Here is a 15909-nt window from a genome sequence, read left to right on the forward strand (position 1 = left end):
AGACAAATCATAAGCGAACCGCCGCTTTCAAATACTTTTTGCTACCCAGGAGACAAACCTTTAAATATCCTTCGAGTACCCCACTCGAACGGCATATGATTTCCCAAATGAATGTATGGCGTGGCCCTGCCGGCAATGTATAGTGACTTTTGGCAGGCCACCCAAAAAACAGTTCGCATGTGCGGGCGCCTCTTATATACTTCCCAATTAAAAAAGCCGCCCCGCCGTTTGGCAGAGCAGACTCCTGATCATTTTTTCTCCTCGAAAACTTTCCGGATCCGTTCAATTGCCCATTCCAGCTCTTCTTCCGTTATGACAAGCGGCGGGGCAAAGCGGATGACATTTTCATGCGTTTCTTTGCAAAGCAGCCCTTCCTCTTTCAATGCTTCGCAATAGGAGCGCGCCGGTTCCGTGAGCTCCACGCCGATGAAAAGGCCGCGGCCGCGGATTTCCTTAATCGACGGGTGCTCGATTTCACGCAGTTTCTCCAGGAGCACCTGCCCAAGCCGGAGCGAGCGTTCCACCAGTTTTTCTTCTTCAATCACCTCAAGGCTTGTGATCGATACCGCGCATGCAAGCGGGTTGCCGCCGAACGTCGAGCCGTGCGACCCCGGGTTGAATACACCCAGTATTTCTTTATTTGCAGCTACACAGGAAATCGGCATGACACCGCCGCCAAGCGCTTTCCCAAGAATGAACACATCCGGGGTAACACCCTCCCAGTCAACCGCAAACAACTTGCCGGTCCGGCCTAACCCGGTTTGCACCTCGTCTGCCATGAAAAGCACCCGGGACGCGCGGCAAATATCCGCTGCTTCTTTTAAAAACCCGGCCGGCGGAATGTTGATGCCAGCTTCCCCCTGGATCGGCTCAACAAGGAACGCTGCCGTATTCGGAGTGATGGCTTCCCGCAGCGCTTCCGCATCCCCGTACGGAATGAGCTTGATGCCCTCAATCATCGGCCCGAAGCCGCGTTTATATTCTTCTTCCGATGAGAGCGACACCGCAAGCAGCGTACGGCCATGGAAATTTCCGGTACAGGCAATGATTTCCGCTTTATTGTCCGGCACGCCTTTCACATCATATGCCCAGCGCCGTGCAGCTTTGACCGCCGTTTCCACCGCTTCCGCCCCGGTGTTCATCGGCAGCACCATATCCTTTTTCGTCAGTTGGCACACTTTTTCGTACCATTCGCCAAGTTTGTCGTTATAAAACGCGCGTGATGTGAGCGTCACACGGTCCGCCTGGTCTTTTAATGCCTGAATGATCTTCGGGTGGCGGTGCCCCTGGTTCAGTGCCGAATAAGCACTCAGCATATCCATATAGCGGCGGCCGTCCGGATCCTTCACCCACACCCCTTCCGCTTCCGAAATGACAACCGGAAGCGGCGCATAATTATGCGCACCGAACTGTTCCGTTTTTTCAATTACTTGTTTCGCTTGCTCTTTTACTTGTGCCATTTTGTTTCCCCCTTCTTTTCAATGTCCCTATCCATTCATATGCAAAAAGAATGCCATCATGAAAAAAAGGCCTTCGTGCGGTTTTTTCAGTGAAAATGCAAAAAATTTTTGCATAAAGCCGCAAAATATTTTAAAATTTTTATCATCGAAGGGGGTGGACACAACATGGAAGAAACAAAAGATGTACTCCTCGCGTTGTACGAAACAATAATGAATCTCGTCGATGCCGGCATTCATGCAGTGGATGAAGAAGGGCGCACGATGATTTACAATCAAAAAATGCGGGATATTGAGGGGATGGACAGCCGTGAAGTACTGCATAAAAAATTGGAAGATGTTTTCCGCTTCCGCAGCAGTGAAGAAAGCACCCTGTTAAAGGCGCTCAAAACCGGAGAAGAAAGTCATCTTGTCAAGCAGACGTATTTTAACAATAAAGGCCGCGAAATCACCTCCGTCAACCATACGTATCCGTTTTATTATAAAGGGAAATTGATGGGTGCTGTTGAAATTGCGGAGGACATTACGAAAATTGAGCGCCTCATCCGCCGAAACCACGAGCCCCATACCGGATATACATTTCACCATATTATCGGGAAAAGCAAGGCGATTTCCGAAGTCATTGAATTTTCAAGGCGCGCCGCCCGCACTTCCTCCTATGTGCTGATTATCGGTGAAACCGGGACGGGAAAAGAGTTGTTCGCGCAAAGCATCCATTATGAAAGTGAAAGAAGCCGGGGACCGTTCATCGCGCAAAACTGCGCTGCGCTTCCCGACAATCTCATTGAAAGTATCTTATTTGGCACGAAGAAAGGGGCATTTACAGGTGCTGTTGACCGCGCAGGGCTGTTCGAACAGGCGGACGGCGGCACGCTTCTGCTCGACGAAATCAATGCGTTGAACATTCATTTGCAGGCAAAGCTTTTGCGCGTGCTGCAAGAGAAAAAAGTAAAACGGATCGGGGGCACGCAGGAAAAGCCAGTGGATGTGCGCGTGATCGCCACCATGAACGAAACGCCTTACGAAGCGATTGCAAATCACCGGCTGCGCAAAGATTTGTATTACCGGCTTGGTGTCGTGACGCTGTTTATCCCACCGTTACGGGACCGGCTGGAAGATTTGCCCCTTCTCACCGGCCATTTTATTCAAAAATACAATCCCCTTTTTCAAATGAATGTCAGGGGGATCACACCGGAAGTGCTCACTTTCTTCCGGTCGTACCGCTGGCCTGGCAATATACGCGAGCTGGAGCATATGATTGAGGCAGCGATGAATGTCATGCTCGATGAAGACATGATTGAACTCCGCCATCTGCCCATGCAGTACCGGCAGTCCGGCCACTTCAATTCGCCGGCGGAAAAATCACCGCTTTTAAAAGACCGGCTGTTTGAATACGAGAAGCATTGTATTTTAGAAGCGCTGGAGGCAAACGGGTCGAATATATCAAAAGCAGCAGAACAGCTCGGGTTAAGCCGGCAAAGCCTCCAGTACCGGATGAAACGGCTCGGGATTTGACGTGTGTAAAACACAGCCGGCTTCAAAGATCACCTCTAGCCAGGCAGTTAGAAAAAGGCAGGGGACTCAACAAACAGCCCCTGCCATGATTACGCTTATTTCACTTGTTCCTGCAGCACTTCTTTTAACAACTCGATCGCACTTTCTTCTGTCGGGTCGTTTGTTCCAAGCTCGCCGCGGAAGGCTTTGGAGAGGATGGATTGTTTTATTTCGTCTGTATTTATTTTGATTACATCTTTTATTTTACTTTCTTTTTTAAATATATTTTGTAAAGTGGTGATTATTACTCTCTGTTCTTCTAATGGCGGCAATGGAAAAATAAAGTCTGATATTAACGAGACACTCAAATTTTCTTGATTACCTCCCTTTGCCACCTGTCTAAACCTTTGATAGCCTTCCATAAAATAATAAAATATGAATTCTGGTGCTATATAATCATTAGGCAATAACGCACAAACAGCTTGATTACAAGTCGCTTCCACACTTAAAATAGCAGCTCTACCTCTTGTCAATCCCTGGCCATACATAGCAACCAAAACAGTATTTGGTGGAAGCAACTTTGCAGAACTATTTGCAACTGCTTCAGGAGTAATTTGCTCTTCACTTTCATTAATAGCATTCCATTTTATTTCACCGGTTTTAATCCATGGTATATTTCCTTCGTAATATTCTGGAATAGTTCTTTTTGGAGTGCCTCCAGAAGTAATTGTAAAGACATCTCCTAATCTTACCCATTTCCAAGTTGATGGAATGCTATACCTTAAGTCTTTAATATTAATTTCCTTTGATACTTTTCTCCGTATACTTTGAGATTCCTTTATTTTGACATATAATGACTCGGCATCTTCAATGTTTTTATTTTCCTCTCTCCACTTCCTCGTCAGCTCCCCCCGAAACGCCTTATCCAAAATAGCCGCCCTACGCAGTTCAAACGTTTCCTTCGCTTCCTCAATCAACCGTTTTGCTTCGTCGATTTTACTTAAAAGACGCTCTACTTTGTCTGCAATGCGTTTTTGCTCTTTTATTGGCGGTACAGCAATAGGGTAAGTTTCAACTTCTTTAGGTCTTGCTCTTGTAAGCGAACCACCTACACCTGATACATTTGATGTAATTAGTTTTCGAAAATAAGGAGACTTCAACAGGTATAGTAAATACTCAGAATAAATTGCTTTATTTTCGCTTATAACAATCCATTCTGTTGAAGCTAGCTGCCGAAACTTCCCATGGTTATTTAATACTTTCCATACCCTATTAATACGAGGATTAATTTTACACAACAAAATTTCATCTTTATTAACCAGCTGTTTACTAGACCCTATTTCATCGCCTTTAATAAATTCAGGAGATCCTTCAGGAAAACTAGGTACACTATATAATTCAAACGTTTCGTCTTTAAAGCTTTTTGGATCAATGTTGCGCTTTTTATCCTTATTAATTGTTTTTAATTTCACCCACACCCAATTCCCCGGCACTTCATACGGCTGCTCTTCCTCCGGCACCAATGCTTCTTCCAATAACTCCCCCATGGTCTTTTGCTTCTTCCTCACTTCACAGCCACCTCATCCACTTCCACGGCGCGCAGTTCGTCTACCACTTCGCCCAGTAAATCCATTGCCTGCTGTAGTTTTGCGATCGCTTCTTCTGCCGATTCAACCGGGTCTGGCAAGTTTTCGTAGGAGGACAATGACGCATCCGCGATCAGGCCGATGTCGAGGCTGTCACCTTTTTTCGCAATTTCTTCCCGTGTGAACACATTCCAGCGCTCGTCTTCCACTTTGGAACGGTCTTCGGCTTCGTATGCTTTCATGAAATTTTCGAAATGCGCCATCGTCAACTGGTTGCGTTTCCCGAATGACGGCATGTTCGTGCGGAGGTCATACACCCACACTTCTTTTGTGTTGTCCCGGTCGGTTTTTCCCCTTGTAAAGAACAAGACGTTTGTTTTGACCCCTTGTGCGTAAAAAATACCTGTCGGCAACCTTAAAATCGTGTGCAGATTGCATTTGTTCATTAAGTCGCGGCGGATTTGCGCACCAACGCCACTTTCAAACAGCACATTATCCGGCAAAACGACTGCTGCACGCGCTTTGCCATCATCTTTTAAGGCATTGTAGATCAGCTGCAGAAAATTCAATTGCTTGTTCGATGTGTCAAACGTCAAGTCATCACGCGATACCCGTTCGCCGCCTTTTTTTGTGCCAAAAGGAGGATTGGTTAAAATGACATCCAGATTTTTCATCCATTTCCCGTTGTTGGATAAAGAGTCGCCATGCTCAATGCGCCCTTCCATGCTGTGGAGCAGGGCATTCATTAATGCAAGACGGTGCGTGTCTTTTACCAGTTCCATCCCGGAGAAAGCTTCCTTTCTCTGGAATTCCGCCATTTGCGGATCCAGGTCAAAATAGTCATCCGTTTGTTGTTTTAAATAACGGTCCGCGGCAATCATAAAGCCAAAAGTGCCGGCTGCCGGGTCAGCGCAGCGCTCACCGATTTTCGGGTCGACCAGCTGCACCATCACATCAATCAGGACGCGCGGTGTAAAATATTGCCCCGCCCCCGATTTCTTTTCGCTCGCGTTTTTCTCAAGCAATCCCTCATACAGATTGCCCAGCCCTTCTTCTTTTGCGCTGTACCAGTCGAGTGCATCAATCGATTTAATGATTTTTTCAAGGTTCTTCGGCTCTGAAATACTGGTCGCTGCATCGCTGTAAATATGACGCAGCATTTCATTGCCGCTTGTGCCCAAATACAGCAGCAAGTGCTGATAAAATGTTTTCAGCTCCGTCCCTTCTTTTGCCACAAGGTCATCCCAACGGTAGCCTTCCGGGATGGCAGATTCTGTTTCCTGCTCTTTCATCATTTTTAAAAACAGCAGATACGTTAATTCCGTCACATATTGCTGATATGTAATTCCATCATCACGTAAAACATTACATAAGTTCCAAAGCTTTTGTACGATTTCCTGGTTGTTCATTTTTCTCCTCCTGTTTTTACTGCACATGTTACTTGCAATGAAACAAGCCCTTCTATATTCCAAAGAAAAGAACCCAGTCACTTTTTGGGAGCTTGCATTCAAAGGAGCTGGGTTCTGCCTGTATATGATATAGGCTGCCTTTACTTTCGTTCATTTTTGGTTTGAAAAATTTGCACGGATTGGTTTTACAGCATTTGTACTGTTTTTGCTTTTTGCCAAATTTGCCTCAGGCATCTTCGCTCTTCTGATGGCGAACCTGGTTCCAAAACCCATTTGATAAAAGCATCTTTTTCCTGCCTTGTTTCAAATTCAATATCTATTGGGGGGGGTTATGGAAACTATACAATCAATTCCTTAGCATACATCATTGTACATGTACAATTATATATGCAAAATCCTAAAAAAGTCCACGTTTCTATCAAGTTTTTCCCGGCAAGGTTTAAATATCGGGCCTTTCAAAACAAAGAAACCCAGTTCATCCAACCGCCAAAATCCGGCTGGATGAACTGGGTGTATTTATATCACATACAGATTATCATTAATCGTATCCACAATCCTATCAATTTCATCACCAAATTCCCGCTTCAAAATCTTATACCCGCCCTGGCTGCGGAACGGTTCTTCCCGAAATGCCTCTTCCGGATTTGGCGCCAGCACCGGCACTTGCAGCAGCTGCTTCTCAATCCGCTCCAGCCATTTTTTCTGCCGCGGCGTCCAGTCATGTAGGGCGTACACCTTTTGCATCGCCCGCCTGATCCGGGTTTCGTGATCAACAAGCGACTCCCCTAATGCGGCCTGGCGGATGAAACTGATGATATCTGCCGCAATGTCTTCGTTTTTCGTTTGTTTCCAGGCCGTTTGCAAGTGGGATTGCTTGAACCCTTTCGTCTCCAGTATCGTAATCAATTCACGCAAGTCTTGTCTTGTTAAATCTTTCGGGCGCGTGCAAACGAGGTGGAGCGCGGGAATTTCATTGATATTTTCTTTAATAAATTTTACAAATCCATCCAGGTAATCTTCCGGGCGCTCATTCCCTTCGCCATAGCCCCGGATGACCGCTGTTACCCGGTCCGCCTGATTGGAAATATAACGTTTGTCTCCGCCTGTCCGGTAATTTTCCATGTACTCAAACAAGAGGCTGTTCTGCTTTGCTTCCTGCGGCGTGTAATATTGAATTTCTTTCGCCCAGTCTTCAATATTTTTGCCATTGGACAGCTCTTCGAATTTCTGTTTTGCTTCTTCACTGAGCCTTTGTTTGCGCCGCTGGATTTTTGCGCCTAACTGACCGCGGTAAAATTCAGCTTCCTCTTCCGTTTGCGCATTCACAAGCGACTCGTACAGCTCGCCAATGCTGTCATTTTGCTGTTTCACGACCGGCTTCATTTCTGTATAAGGCTGCAATTTATCGTAAATTCCGACGGCATCATAAATATTAAAGTGGCTTTTCCCGATCTCAGGGCAAAGGCGGGTGGCGCGGCCAAGCATTTGATCATACAGAATACGAGATTGAACGCGGCGCAGAAATACGAGATTCGTAATGGCCGGCACATCTACACCAGTCGTGAGCAGATCAACCGTTACCACAACATTCGGCAGCCTTTCGTTTTTAAAACGTTTAATGGCATCCAGTGGCTTATAAATATACCCCGTAATTTTCATAATGGCATCATCTTCTATCTCATCGCCGCGTTCGGCATATGCCTCTTTCAATAAACGGACAACCAGGTCTGCATGTTGGTCGGTAGCGGCAAATATCAATGTTTTTTCTTTGCCGGACGGGTCAATATAATCCGCCAGTTTATGCAGCACCGCCCTGTTAAAAGATTCGGTGATCACTTTTTTGTTAAACTGCTCCACTTCAAAATGAAGGGTGTCTTCCATTTTTTCCAATTGAATTTCGCCGTTTTCTGCATCATACACTTCGACTTCTTCATCTTTCTCAAAAGTAATGCCTGCTTGCGAAAGTTCCGTTTTGAATACATAAGGCGGCTCATGGTCAACCAGATAGCCGTCCAGTACCGCTTCACTGTACGAGTATTTAAAGATCGGCATGCCAAAAATTTGCGTCGTGTGAAGCGCCGGTGTCGCAGTCAGCCCTAAACAGGCTGCATCAAAATAGTCAAGAACGCGACGGTACTGGCTGACATAATCATTTTGATCCCTGAACAAAAGCTCTTCTTCGGACATTTCCCTGTCGCTTGTATAGCCGCGGTGCGCTTCATCTACAATGATAAAATCGTACTGCCCGACGCTCGGAATCTTTTCTTCATTGCTGTAGAAAAGCCGGCGCACCATTCCCTGCACCGTTGCGATGTGCACTTTTGTTGCCACTTCCGGTGAAATGTCCCCGATCGACTTCACATCATAAATATCAGAGAATGAATAACCTTCAATCTTCGTATCTTTCAGGGCATCTTCCGTTTGTTTCCCGAGTGAGTTGCGGTCGACAAGAAAAAGAATGCGTCTGCATTTTTTCGATTTAATGAGCCGGTACATGAGTGCAATCGCGGTACGGGTTTTCCCGGTCCCTGTTGCCATGGCGATCAGCATTCTTCTTTGTCCGGCTTTCAGCGCTTCTTCGGCAGCCAGCACCGCCTTTTCCTGATACGGGCGCAATCCGAATATCGAGATGCTTTCTTCTTCGAGCCGCTGATTGGCATCCTCATCATCCTGGCTCAGCAACATTAGCAAATCATCGGGAGAATGCCAGCCTTCAAGCGGGCGGGCGTGTTCAAGCGGCTTACGGGAATCCCAAAACCAAATGCCCGATTCCTCTTGAAGCTGCCTGAGAAAAGGCCGGCCATTGGTTGCGTATAGGAAAGGCACCTTATATTCATTTCGCGTTTGCAAAATCTCTTCATTTTCAATTTGGCGCACTTGCCTTGCATACACTTTTGTCTGGCTTTCCAGCGCGCTTGGAATCGTTCTTTTCTTCGCCTTTGCTTCAATGAGCCCGACCAATTTCAAACCGATAAATAAAGCATAGTCCGCTCTGCCGCTGCCCACTTTCCATTCCGCAATGGCCATATTCCGGTTCTTTTCAGGCACTGTACCATGTGTATAATGATTCAACAACGTTGTATCTGCTTCCCAGCCGGCCGCACGCAACTTCTCATCAATAATGGCACGTGTTTCCGATTCCGTCAGTTCGTGGCGGCGCATAAAAGTTGCGGCTCTCTTTTTCCGTTTCGTTTTCTCTTCCGCATTCTCTTCAGAAGCTTTTGCTCTAATGGATTCTAACTCGTCTTCAAGCTTTTTCAGCTTCTCTTCGTATTCCTGTTGAAGCTGTTCCGTATCGACTTTCTTCTGCTCTTTCGGCTCTATGTATTCCGGCGCTTGAAAATCCCATTCTCCGTACACTTCCATAAACCATATGGACAGGCGAAAAGCGAGCCTAAGCAGTGCTTTTGCTTCCTCCGTTGTAAATTTCAACGCTTCGTGCATCGCCTGGTTGCCCTTACGGCGCAGCGTCTCAAAAATATCCAGCAGCTCCGGCTCAATCAAACCTTCCCTGCGCAGCGTATGGATACGATCCACTTGGGATGTCCCGTATGCTTCCTTAATATTTTCGGCTGCCAGTACGAACTTGGTCAACGTCTCGGCAAACAACCTAAGCTTCATAATCGTTGTATGGGGATCCTGATAAATATTTCTCTCAGCCGTCTCGCCCAAATTTGCAAGCACATCCCATTTCCCTTTAAAAAATGAAAAGTTGCTTTTCACTTTCATCACCGTTTTCTTTTTACTTTGCTTTTATTATACAACAAACTATTTATACTTTGGGCGCACAGGGAAACGTTGTCATTGGGTTGAATCAAAATACTGGGTGGCTGAACATATATCCCCTTTATTTTTGCGTAAAAGAGAGTCTGTGATGGCGTCTTCAACTGTGCTCAACTTTAAGGTGTACAAAATACCCCCTGATTTACAAACACAATGGCATTTTTATTAGCATCCCGGCAGAAATCGGGCCGCCGGGGTCTCATGTTCGCCATGTCTGTGTGTGACCCTCTTTTTGACATTATTTTAGCCGCATGCAAATGGATTTTGCATCCTGAAGGGAAATGCACTCGCGGCCCGCAACATAATCATGCCGGCGCCAAATCATGGTTCGCGCATGTGCAAAAAAATTTTGCATGCATCGCGTTTGCTTCACGAAAAACAGCTCCTCCGCCTTTGGCATGAAAATTGCAAAAAGTCCTGATATGAGAATATATACATTTTTGCAATCGTTCTCATGAAACGAATGAAGGGGGAAAAGAAAAATGGAATTGGAAAAGCAGCAGGACATCCATCTTCCAAAGCAGCAGGGCAGGACACTCCGAAAAGAACTGAAAGCACGCCATTTAACGATGATTTCGATCGGGGGCTCCATCGGAACCGGCCTGTTTCTCGGGAGCGGCGCGGCGATCCATTCGGCGGGGCCGGGCGGGGCACTTGTCGCATACGCACTGGTCGGGGCAATGGTGTATTTTGTCATGACAAGCCTTGGGGAAATGTCCGCCTACATGCCGACAAGCGGCGCGTTCAGCACATACGGGACAAAATTCGTCGATCCCGCTTTCGGATTTGCAATTGGCTGGACTTACTGGTTCAACTGGGCGATGACGATTGCTGCCGAACTGACCGCTTCGATTATGATCATGAAGTTCTGGTTTCCGCACAGCCCGTCGTTATTATGGAGCATGTCCTTTTTTGTGCTCATTTTCCTGCTCAATTATTTGACCGTCAGAGGTTATGGCGAAGGGGAATACTGGTTTTCTTTCATCAAAGTGGCGGCGATTATTCTATTTATTGTGGTCGGCTTATTGATGGTTTTTGGCCTTCTTGGCGGGGAAGCAGCCGGCGTAAAAAATTTCACTACAGGGAAGGCGCCGTTTCCGGGCGGGTTTCTCGGCACTTTTCTCGTCTTTATTGCGGCCGGTTTTTCGTTTCAGGGGACGGAAATTGTCGGGGTTGCCGCCGGGGAAAGCGAAAATCCGGCGAAAAATGTGCCGAAAGCGATTAAAAATGTTTTCTGGAGAATTCTATTATTCTATGTGCTTGCCATCCTTGTCATCGGGCTCCTTGTCCCGTATACAAACAGCAGCCTGGAAAGCGAAAATGTTCTCGTCAGCCCGTTCACGCTTGTCTTTAAAAAAGCCGGCCTTTCATTTGCAGCTTCGATGATGAATGCCGTGATCCTGGCCGCTGTTCTGTCAGCCGGCAATTCCAGCCTGTACGCATCCACGTGCATGCTTTACGCGATGGCAAAGGAAGGACAGGCCCCGCGTATTTTTTCAAAGCTTGACAGGCGCGGCGTCCCGGTGCCGGCCATGATTTTAACCGCAGTTGTCGGTATGCTTGCGTTTTTCACTTCCATTTTCGGGGACGGTGTTGTATATATCTGGCTGATGAATTCGATCGGCATCACCGGCTTTATTTTCTGGCTCGGCATCTGCGTTAGCCATTACCGGTTCCGCAAAGCTTTTCTCGCGCAAGGGCACGCGCTCAGTGAACTGCCTTACAGAGCGAAATGGTATCCATTCGGGCCGATTTTTGCCATTGCCGTTTGCCTGATTGTGACACTCGCCCAGGACTACCAGGCATTCCTCGCCCCGCATATTAACTGGGGAAATGTCATTGCGGCCTATCTTGGCATCCCGTTCTTTCTTGTATTGTGGTTCGGATACAAAATCGCAAGAAAAACAAAAATCGTGCCGCTTGATGCACACGATTTCCATGCAATCGCAGAACCCAATAAATAAACCGGGCTCTAAAGTCCTAGGCTTGGGAGCTCCGGCCTGGACATGTTTTTATAAAAAATGCCGGAAAAACTTTGCCCTTGAAATCGTCATGAAGCAACGCAAAGCCGGATTCGTTTGACAAGCCCCGAATAGCAGAAAAGAACCCGGAATTTCGGGTTCTTTTATTTTGCCGCAGATGCGCCTATCTGTTCCGCACCCCGTCCATGATAAACCGGACGGCGGATTCAATCTCAGCCTCTTCATCCTGGGATACGTTCAGCCCGAAGACAAACTTAAAAATAAATGTGCCGCCGATTGAAAAAAAGATATGCCTTGCCATGGTTTCCGCGGGCCGGTCTGAAAGCTCCCCGCGTTCCTGGAACGTGCGGATCACCTGCACCAGCCGGGAACCGATATTTTCCGCAAAATACGGCATCAGTTCATGGCGGATTTCTTCATTATAAAAAAACTCTTTTACGATGATTTGGAAAATCTCCCTGTTCTGTTTTAAAAAGAGAAGCCGGTCCCGGAGCAGGTTCCGCAAAAAGTCCTCAAAACCGAGGCCATGGTTTGACAGCAGTTTTTCAAAAAGCTCTTCCGCCATCAAAGGAATCGAATCTTTTAAAAACGGAACGATCAGCGAAACAAGCAAATGGTCTTTCGTGCCGAAGTGCCGGAAAATCGTCCCTTCTGCAACGCCGGCCGCTTTTGCGATTTCGCTTGTCGGCGTATTGCCATATCCTTTCTCTGCAAACAGAGAAATTGCTGCCTCCATGATTTTTTGTTTTTTATCCGTCAGCTTTGCGTCCGTCTTCGTTTGTTCCTTCATTGCTTCCAGAAGATTATATTTTGGCAAATTTTCTCCCCCTTTACAGCGCACGGTAACGCCGCAACGCGACAATATTGAGCAGAATAAAAATCACTGCAAAAACAACAAGCGCCGTCAAGTCTTTCCATACATCCCCAAGGCCCATGCCTTCATACATGACCCGCTTTAAGGCATCGGCACCGTAATAAATCGGCATCACTTTTGCAAGCGCCTGCAGCCAGACGGCCATCCCTTTTAACGGAATAATGCCGGAGAAAAAGATCTGCGGCACCACGACAAGCGGAATAAACTGTACCATTTGAAACTCTGAAGACGCAAAAGACGATAATAAAATCCCGAGAGACAGCGCCACAAGCGCGAGCATCAAATTAACGAGCAAGACATTCCAGAGTGAACCGGCAAGCACCATATCCAGCACGTTCACCGCGTAAAACACGACAATCACGGTCTGGATGACAGCAAAAATGCCGAAACCCACCAAATAAGCAGCCACAATTTCGCCCCGCTTGACCGGCGTTGCCATTAGGCGGTCGAGCGTGCCAGATGTCCGTTCTTTTAGAAGTCCGATGCCGGAGATTAAAAATACGAAAAAGAAAACGAAGAAACCAACCAAAATTGGGCTCAGCACATCAAAAAATACCGTATGGCTGCTGCCGTATACATATTTTGCCGATACATCCGGTTTAGAAAAGGCCACTTTGACCGGCGCCTGCAACTGTTGTTTCGTTTTTTCCGCCTGTTCTTCCAGCTGCTGCACTTTCCCAAAGGCCGGTGACTGCGCGGGAACCTGTTTCATCAATATATGCTGTGCCTCATTTTGCAAGGCAATGATTTTCTGCACACCTTGGAGCGTCTTTGCCTGTGCTTTGATTTGTTCGGCCAGCTGCTGCGTGGATTCCGCCGCAATCGCCTGCTTCACTTTCATCTGCAGCGATTTGGCAGTAGACGGATCATTGTTTTGCAAAGTGAGGACATACGCGCCGCCTTTTTTTACAAGCAGCCCGTCAAGATTTCCATTCAGCACGGTTTGCTCCGGATCTTTTACTGTTTCATAGTGTTTGATTTTCATATCCGCTTTATCCAACACTTTTACAAGGCTTGCGTCCACGTGGCTGATCCCGAGTCTCGGGCTGGTTGAGCTGCCGTTAAAGAAAAAGTACATAAGCGTCAAAATCAACAGCGGCGCGAGAAACAACAGCGCCAATGTGCGTTTGTCCCTCAGCATTTCCAACAAAATTCTTTTGATGAGTGCGGCTGTCCTCATTGCCCGTCCCTCCCTGCTTTCAGGAATATCCGGTTTGCATCATCTGTTTGAAGCAGTTCTTTTAATCCGGCCGTATCGAGCAAAAAGCTGGTTCTCTTCATTTTCCGGTCCTCCCCGCTTTCAAAAACACTTCATTTAAGCCGGCTGCTTCATACATTGCTTTCAACTCGCCCGGTGAGCCGTGCGCCAAAATTTTTCCTTCCCGGATCATGGCGACCGTATCGCATTTTTCCGCTTCATCCATCACATGCGTCGTGACGATCATCGTTTTGCCTTCTTCATTTTTGAGGCGGAGCAGTTCATCCCAGATATTTGCCCTTAGTTCCGGGTCAATGCCGACAGTCGGTTCGTCCAGAATGAGCAATTCCGGATCCTGGATCAGCGCAATCGCAAGCGACAGCCGCCGTTTCATCCCGCCGGAATAGGCAGACACTTTTTTATTGAGGTCATCCTGTAAATGGACAAGGCCCGCCGCGTAGGCAATCCGCTCATGCCGTTCCGCTTTCCCCATTTTATAGAGCGATGCGAAAAATTTCAGGTTTTCCTTCCCGGTCAGCTGCATATACAATGCGTCTGACTGCGCCATATAGCCGATATGCTGCAAAACTTCAAGATTCGGCATCTTTTCTCCCAGCACATGGACCGTGCCAGCATCCGTTTTTTCCATCCCGACAATCATTTTGACCAAAGTGGTTTTCCCTGCTCCCGACGGCCCGATCAAGCCGTAAATCCGGCCCTTCCCGATTTTCAAACGGATATCGTTTAACAGAGGCTTTTTCCCGAACTGCTTGCTTATATGTTCCATCACAACCGCAGCTTCCATCCCCGGCCCTCCTCTTTTAGATAAGTGAGTAATGACTCACTTACTATATTGCCATGAAGAAAGCTGGCTGTCAATAAAAAGTGAGTGGTCACTTTAAATCCGGCAAAAATCTGCCCCATTCTCCATTTTTTGCTTATTATCGGAGCCATTGGGACAATCTTAACATTAGAATATGGGAAACAGCGGAAACGATGCGCTAACGGAATATATTATTTTTTTCTCCCAATCAGTAGTGGTATGCTTATGCATAGAGGTTTCTTTTTCATTCATCGGGATATGAAGAAAAAGAGGCCCTTCAACAAACCTTATAAGGAGAGATCATGATGAACCAAACGCAGTTCGACAAAGTCAAGAACGGAAAAGGTTTTATTGCGGCGCTCGACCAAAGCGGCGGCAGCACACCGAAAGCGTTGGCAAACTACGGCGTGCCGGAAGATGCCTATTCAAACGAAGACGAAATGTTTGATCTTATCCACCAAATGCGGACAAGAATCATCACTTCTCCGGCTTTTGATGGCAAATACATCCTCGGCGCTATTTTATTCGAACAAACGATGGACCGCCAGATTGAAGGCTTGTACACTGCGGAATACCTGGCCGAGAAAAAAGGCATTGTCCCGTTTTTAAAAGTGGACAAAGGGCTTGCGAATCTTGAAAACGGCGTTCAGCTGATGAAGCCGATCCCGGATCTGGATGCGACACTCCGGCGTGCAAATGAACACCATATTTTCGGGACCAAAATGCGCTCCGTCATTAAGGAAGCCAACCCGAAAGGCATTAAAGCCGTGGTTGACCAGCAGTTTGAAGTGGCAAAACAAATCCTCGCGGCAGGCCTCGTTCCGATTATTGAACCGGAAGTAGACATCCATAGTGCAGACAAAGAAAAATGCGAGGAATTGTTAAAGGCAGAACTACTCAATCATCTGAACGAATTGCCGGAAAAGGATCATGTGATGCTGAAGCTCACCATTCCGACCGTGCCAAATGTCTACAAAGCATTGGTTGAGCACCCGCGCGTTATCCGCGTTGTTGCCCTTTCCGGCGGCTATTCCCGCGAAGAAGCCAATCAAAAACTGAAAGAAAACGATGGCATCATCGCAAGCTTTTCGCGTGCTTTAACCGGGGAACTCAACGCCAGCCAGACAGATGAAGAATTTAATGCCGCTTTGGAAAAAGCAGTAAAATCGATCTATGATGCTTCTGTCAATAAAAACTAACAGAAACCAGCAGGGCGACCGCAGTCCTGCTGGTTTTTTATTTGGATGATGGCGGCGGGAAGATTTTTTCAAACTGAAAAGATGCATTTTGCGGGAGAGACCGC

At 47.0% G+C, this 15909-nt stretch carries 11 protein-coding genes; 3 read left to right on the forward strand and 8 right to left on the reverse strand.

Annotated features, from left to right (window positions below):
• Positions 1 to 248 precede the first annotated feature (248 nt).
• Positions 249 to 1460, reverse strand: coding sequence for an ornithine--oxo-acid transaminase (locus tag NSU00_RS13075; RefSeq protein WP_340702955.1), 1212 nt, complete (start codon positions 1458 to 1460; stop codon positions 249 to 251).
• A 165-nt stretch (positions 1461 to 1625) separates the two neighbouring features.
• Here NSU00_RS13075 and NSU00_RS13080 point away from each other — a divergent pair, with 165 nt between their 5' ends.
• The gene (locus NSU00_RS13080; RefSeq protein ID WP_340703781.1) at positions 1626 to 2972 is read left to right on the forward strand and encodes a sigma-54 interaction domain-containing protein; all 1347 of its coding nucleotides are present in this window, start codon (positions 1626 to 1628) and stop codon (positions 2970 to 2972) included.
• A gap of 95 nt (positions 2973 to 3067) precedes the next feature.
• Here the strand turns inward: NSU00_RS13080 and NSU00_RS13085 are convergent, their stop codons facing one another.
• The 3 genes from NSU00_RS13085 to hsdR all read right to left on the reverse strand — a co-directional run bounded on the left by NSU00_RS13085 (position 3068) and on the right by hsdR (position 9675).
• On the reverse strand, positions 3068 to 4519 hold the full coding sequence (locus NSU00_RS13085) for a restriction endonuclease subunit S (protein WP_340703782.1): 1452 nt from the start codon (positions 4517 to 4519) through the stop codon (positions 3068 to 3070).
• A complete protein-coding gene (locus tag NSU00_RS13090; protein ID WP_340703783.1) occupies positions 4516 to 5946 on the reverse strand; it encodes a class I SAM-dependent DNA methyltransferase in 1431 nt (476 codons plus the stop codon). The genes NSU00_RS13085 and NSU00_RS13090 overlap by 4 nt, the downstream gene beginning before the upstream one ends.
• A gap of 516 nt (positions 5947 to 6462) precedes the next feature.
• Positions 6463 to 9675, reverse strand: a complete 3213-nt coding sequence (gene hsdR, locus NSU00_RS13095) for a type I restriction-modification system endonuclease (RefSeq protein ID WP_340703784.1) — start codon at positions 9673 to 9675, stop codon at positions 6463 to 6465.
• Between the two features lie 536 nt (positions 9676 to 10211).
• Here hsdR and NSU00_RS13100 point away from each other — a divergent pair.
• On the forward strand, positions 10212 to 11693 hold the full coding sequence (locus NSU00_RS13100; RefSeq protein ID WP_340703785.1) for an amino acid permease: 1482 nt from the start codon (positions 10212 to 10214) through the stop codon (positions 11691 to 11693).
• A gap of 181 nt (positions 11694 to 11874) precedes the next feature.
• On the opposite strand, the gene NSU00_RS13105 is transcribed toward NSU00_RS13100, so the two are convergent.
• Genes NSU00_RS13105 through NSU00_RS13120 form a run of 4 tightly spaced genes read right to left on the reverse strand, consistent with a single transcriptional unit; the run spans position 11875 to position 14588 of the window.
• Positions 11875 to 12528 (reverse strand): TetR/AcrR family transcriptional regulator, encoded by a 654-nt coding sequence (locus NSU00_RS13105; RefSeq protein WP_340702961.1) that lies wholly within the window; start codon positions 12526 to 12528, stop codon positions 11875 to 11877.
• A 13-nt stretch (positions 12529 to 12541) separates the two neighbouring features.
• Complete coding sequence (locus NSU00_RS13110) at positions 12542 to 13765, reverse strand: ABC transporter permease (RefSeq protein WP_340702962.1); 1224 nt, start codon at positions 13763 to 13765, stop codon at positions 12542 to 12544.
• Positions 13762 to 13866, reverse strand: coding sequence for a hypothetical protein (locus tag NSU00_RS13115; protein ID WP_014097127.1), 105 nt, complete (start codon positions 13864 to 13866; stop codon positions 13762 to 13764). Before NSU00_RS13115 ends, NSU00_RS13110 begins: the two co-directional genes overlap by 4 nt.
• Positions 13863 to 14588, reverse strand: coding sequence for an ABC transporter ATP-binding protein (locus NSU00_RS13120; protein ID WP_340702963.1), 726 nt, complete (start codon positions 14586 to 14588; stop codon positions 13863 to 13865). The genes NSU00_RS13115 and NSU00_RS13120 overlap by 4 nt, the downstream gene beginning before the upstream one ends.
• A gap of 323 nt (positions 14589 to 14911) precedes the next feature.
• On the opposite strand from NSU00_RS13120, the gene NSU00_RS13125 reads away from it, so the two are divergent.
• Positions 14912 to 15805 carry a fructose bisphosphate aldolase gene (locus NSU00_RS13125; RefSeq protein ID WP_340702964.1) on the forward strand — a complete coding sequence of 298 codons (894 nt, stop codon included), beginning with the start codon at positions 14912 to 14914 and terminating at the stop codon, positions 15803 to 15805.
• The last annotated feature ends 104 nt before the right edge of the window (positions 15806 to 15909 follow it).

This window comes from Weizmannia sp. FSL W8-0401 (assembly GCF_038009125.1).
Taxonomy (GTDB): domain Bacteria; phylum Bacillota; class Bacilli; order Bacillales; family Bacillaceae_C; genus Weizmannia; species Weizmannia coagulans.

Bases quoted from the DNA above. Each gene is read 5' to 3' on its own strand.
- NSU00_RS13080 (WP_340703781.1), top strand. From the start codon at position 1,626: ATGGAAGAAACAAAAGATGTACTCCTCGCGTTGTACGAAACAATAATG.
- NSU00_RS13115 (WP_014097127.1), bottom strand. From the start codon at position 13,866: ATGAAGAGAACCAGCTTTTTGCTCGATACGGCCGGATTAAAAGAACTG.
- NSU00_RS13120 (WP_340702963.1), bottom strand. From the start codon at position 14,588: ATGGAAGCTGCGGTTGTGATGGAACATATAAGCAAGCAGTTCGGGAAA.
- NSU00_RS13110 (WP_340702962.1), bottom strand. From the start codon at position 13,765: ATGAGGACAGCCGCACTCATCAAAAGAATTTTGTTGGAAATGCTGAGG.
- NSU00_RS13090 (WP_340703783.1), bottom strand. From the start codon at position 5,946: ATGAACAACCAGGAAATCGTACAAAAGCTTTGGAACTTATGTAATGTT.
- NSU00_RS13125 (WP_340702964.1), top strand. From the start codon at position 14,912: ATGAACCAAACGCAGTTCGACAAAGTCAAGAACGGAAAAGGTTTTATT.
- NSU00_RS13075 (WP_340702955.1), bottom strand. From the start codon at position 1,460: ATGGCACAAGTAAAAGAGCAAGCGAAACAAGTAATTGAAAAAACGGAA.
- hsdR (WP_340703784.1), bottom strand. From the start codon at position 9,675: ATGAAAGTGAAAAGCAACTTTTCATTTTTTAAAGGGAAATGGGATGTG.
- NSU00_RS13100 (WP_340703785.1), top strand. From the start codon at position 10,212: ATGGAATTGGAAAAGCAGCAGGACATCCATCTTCCAAAGCAGCAGGGC.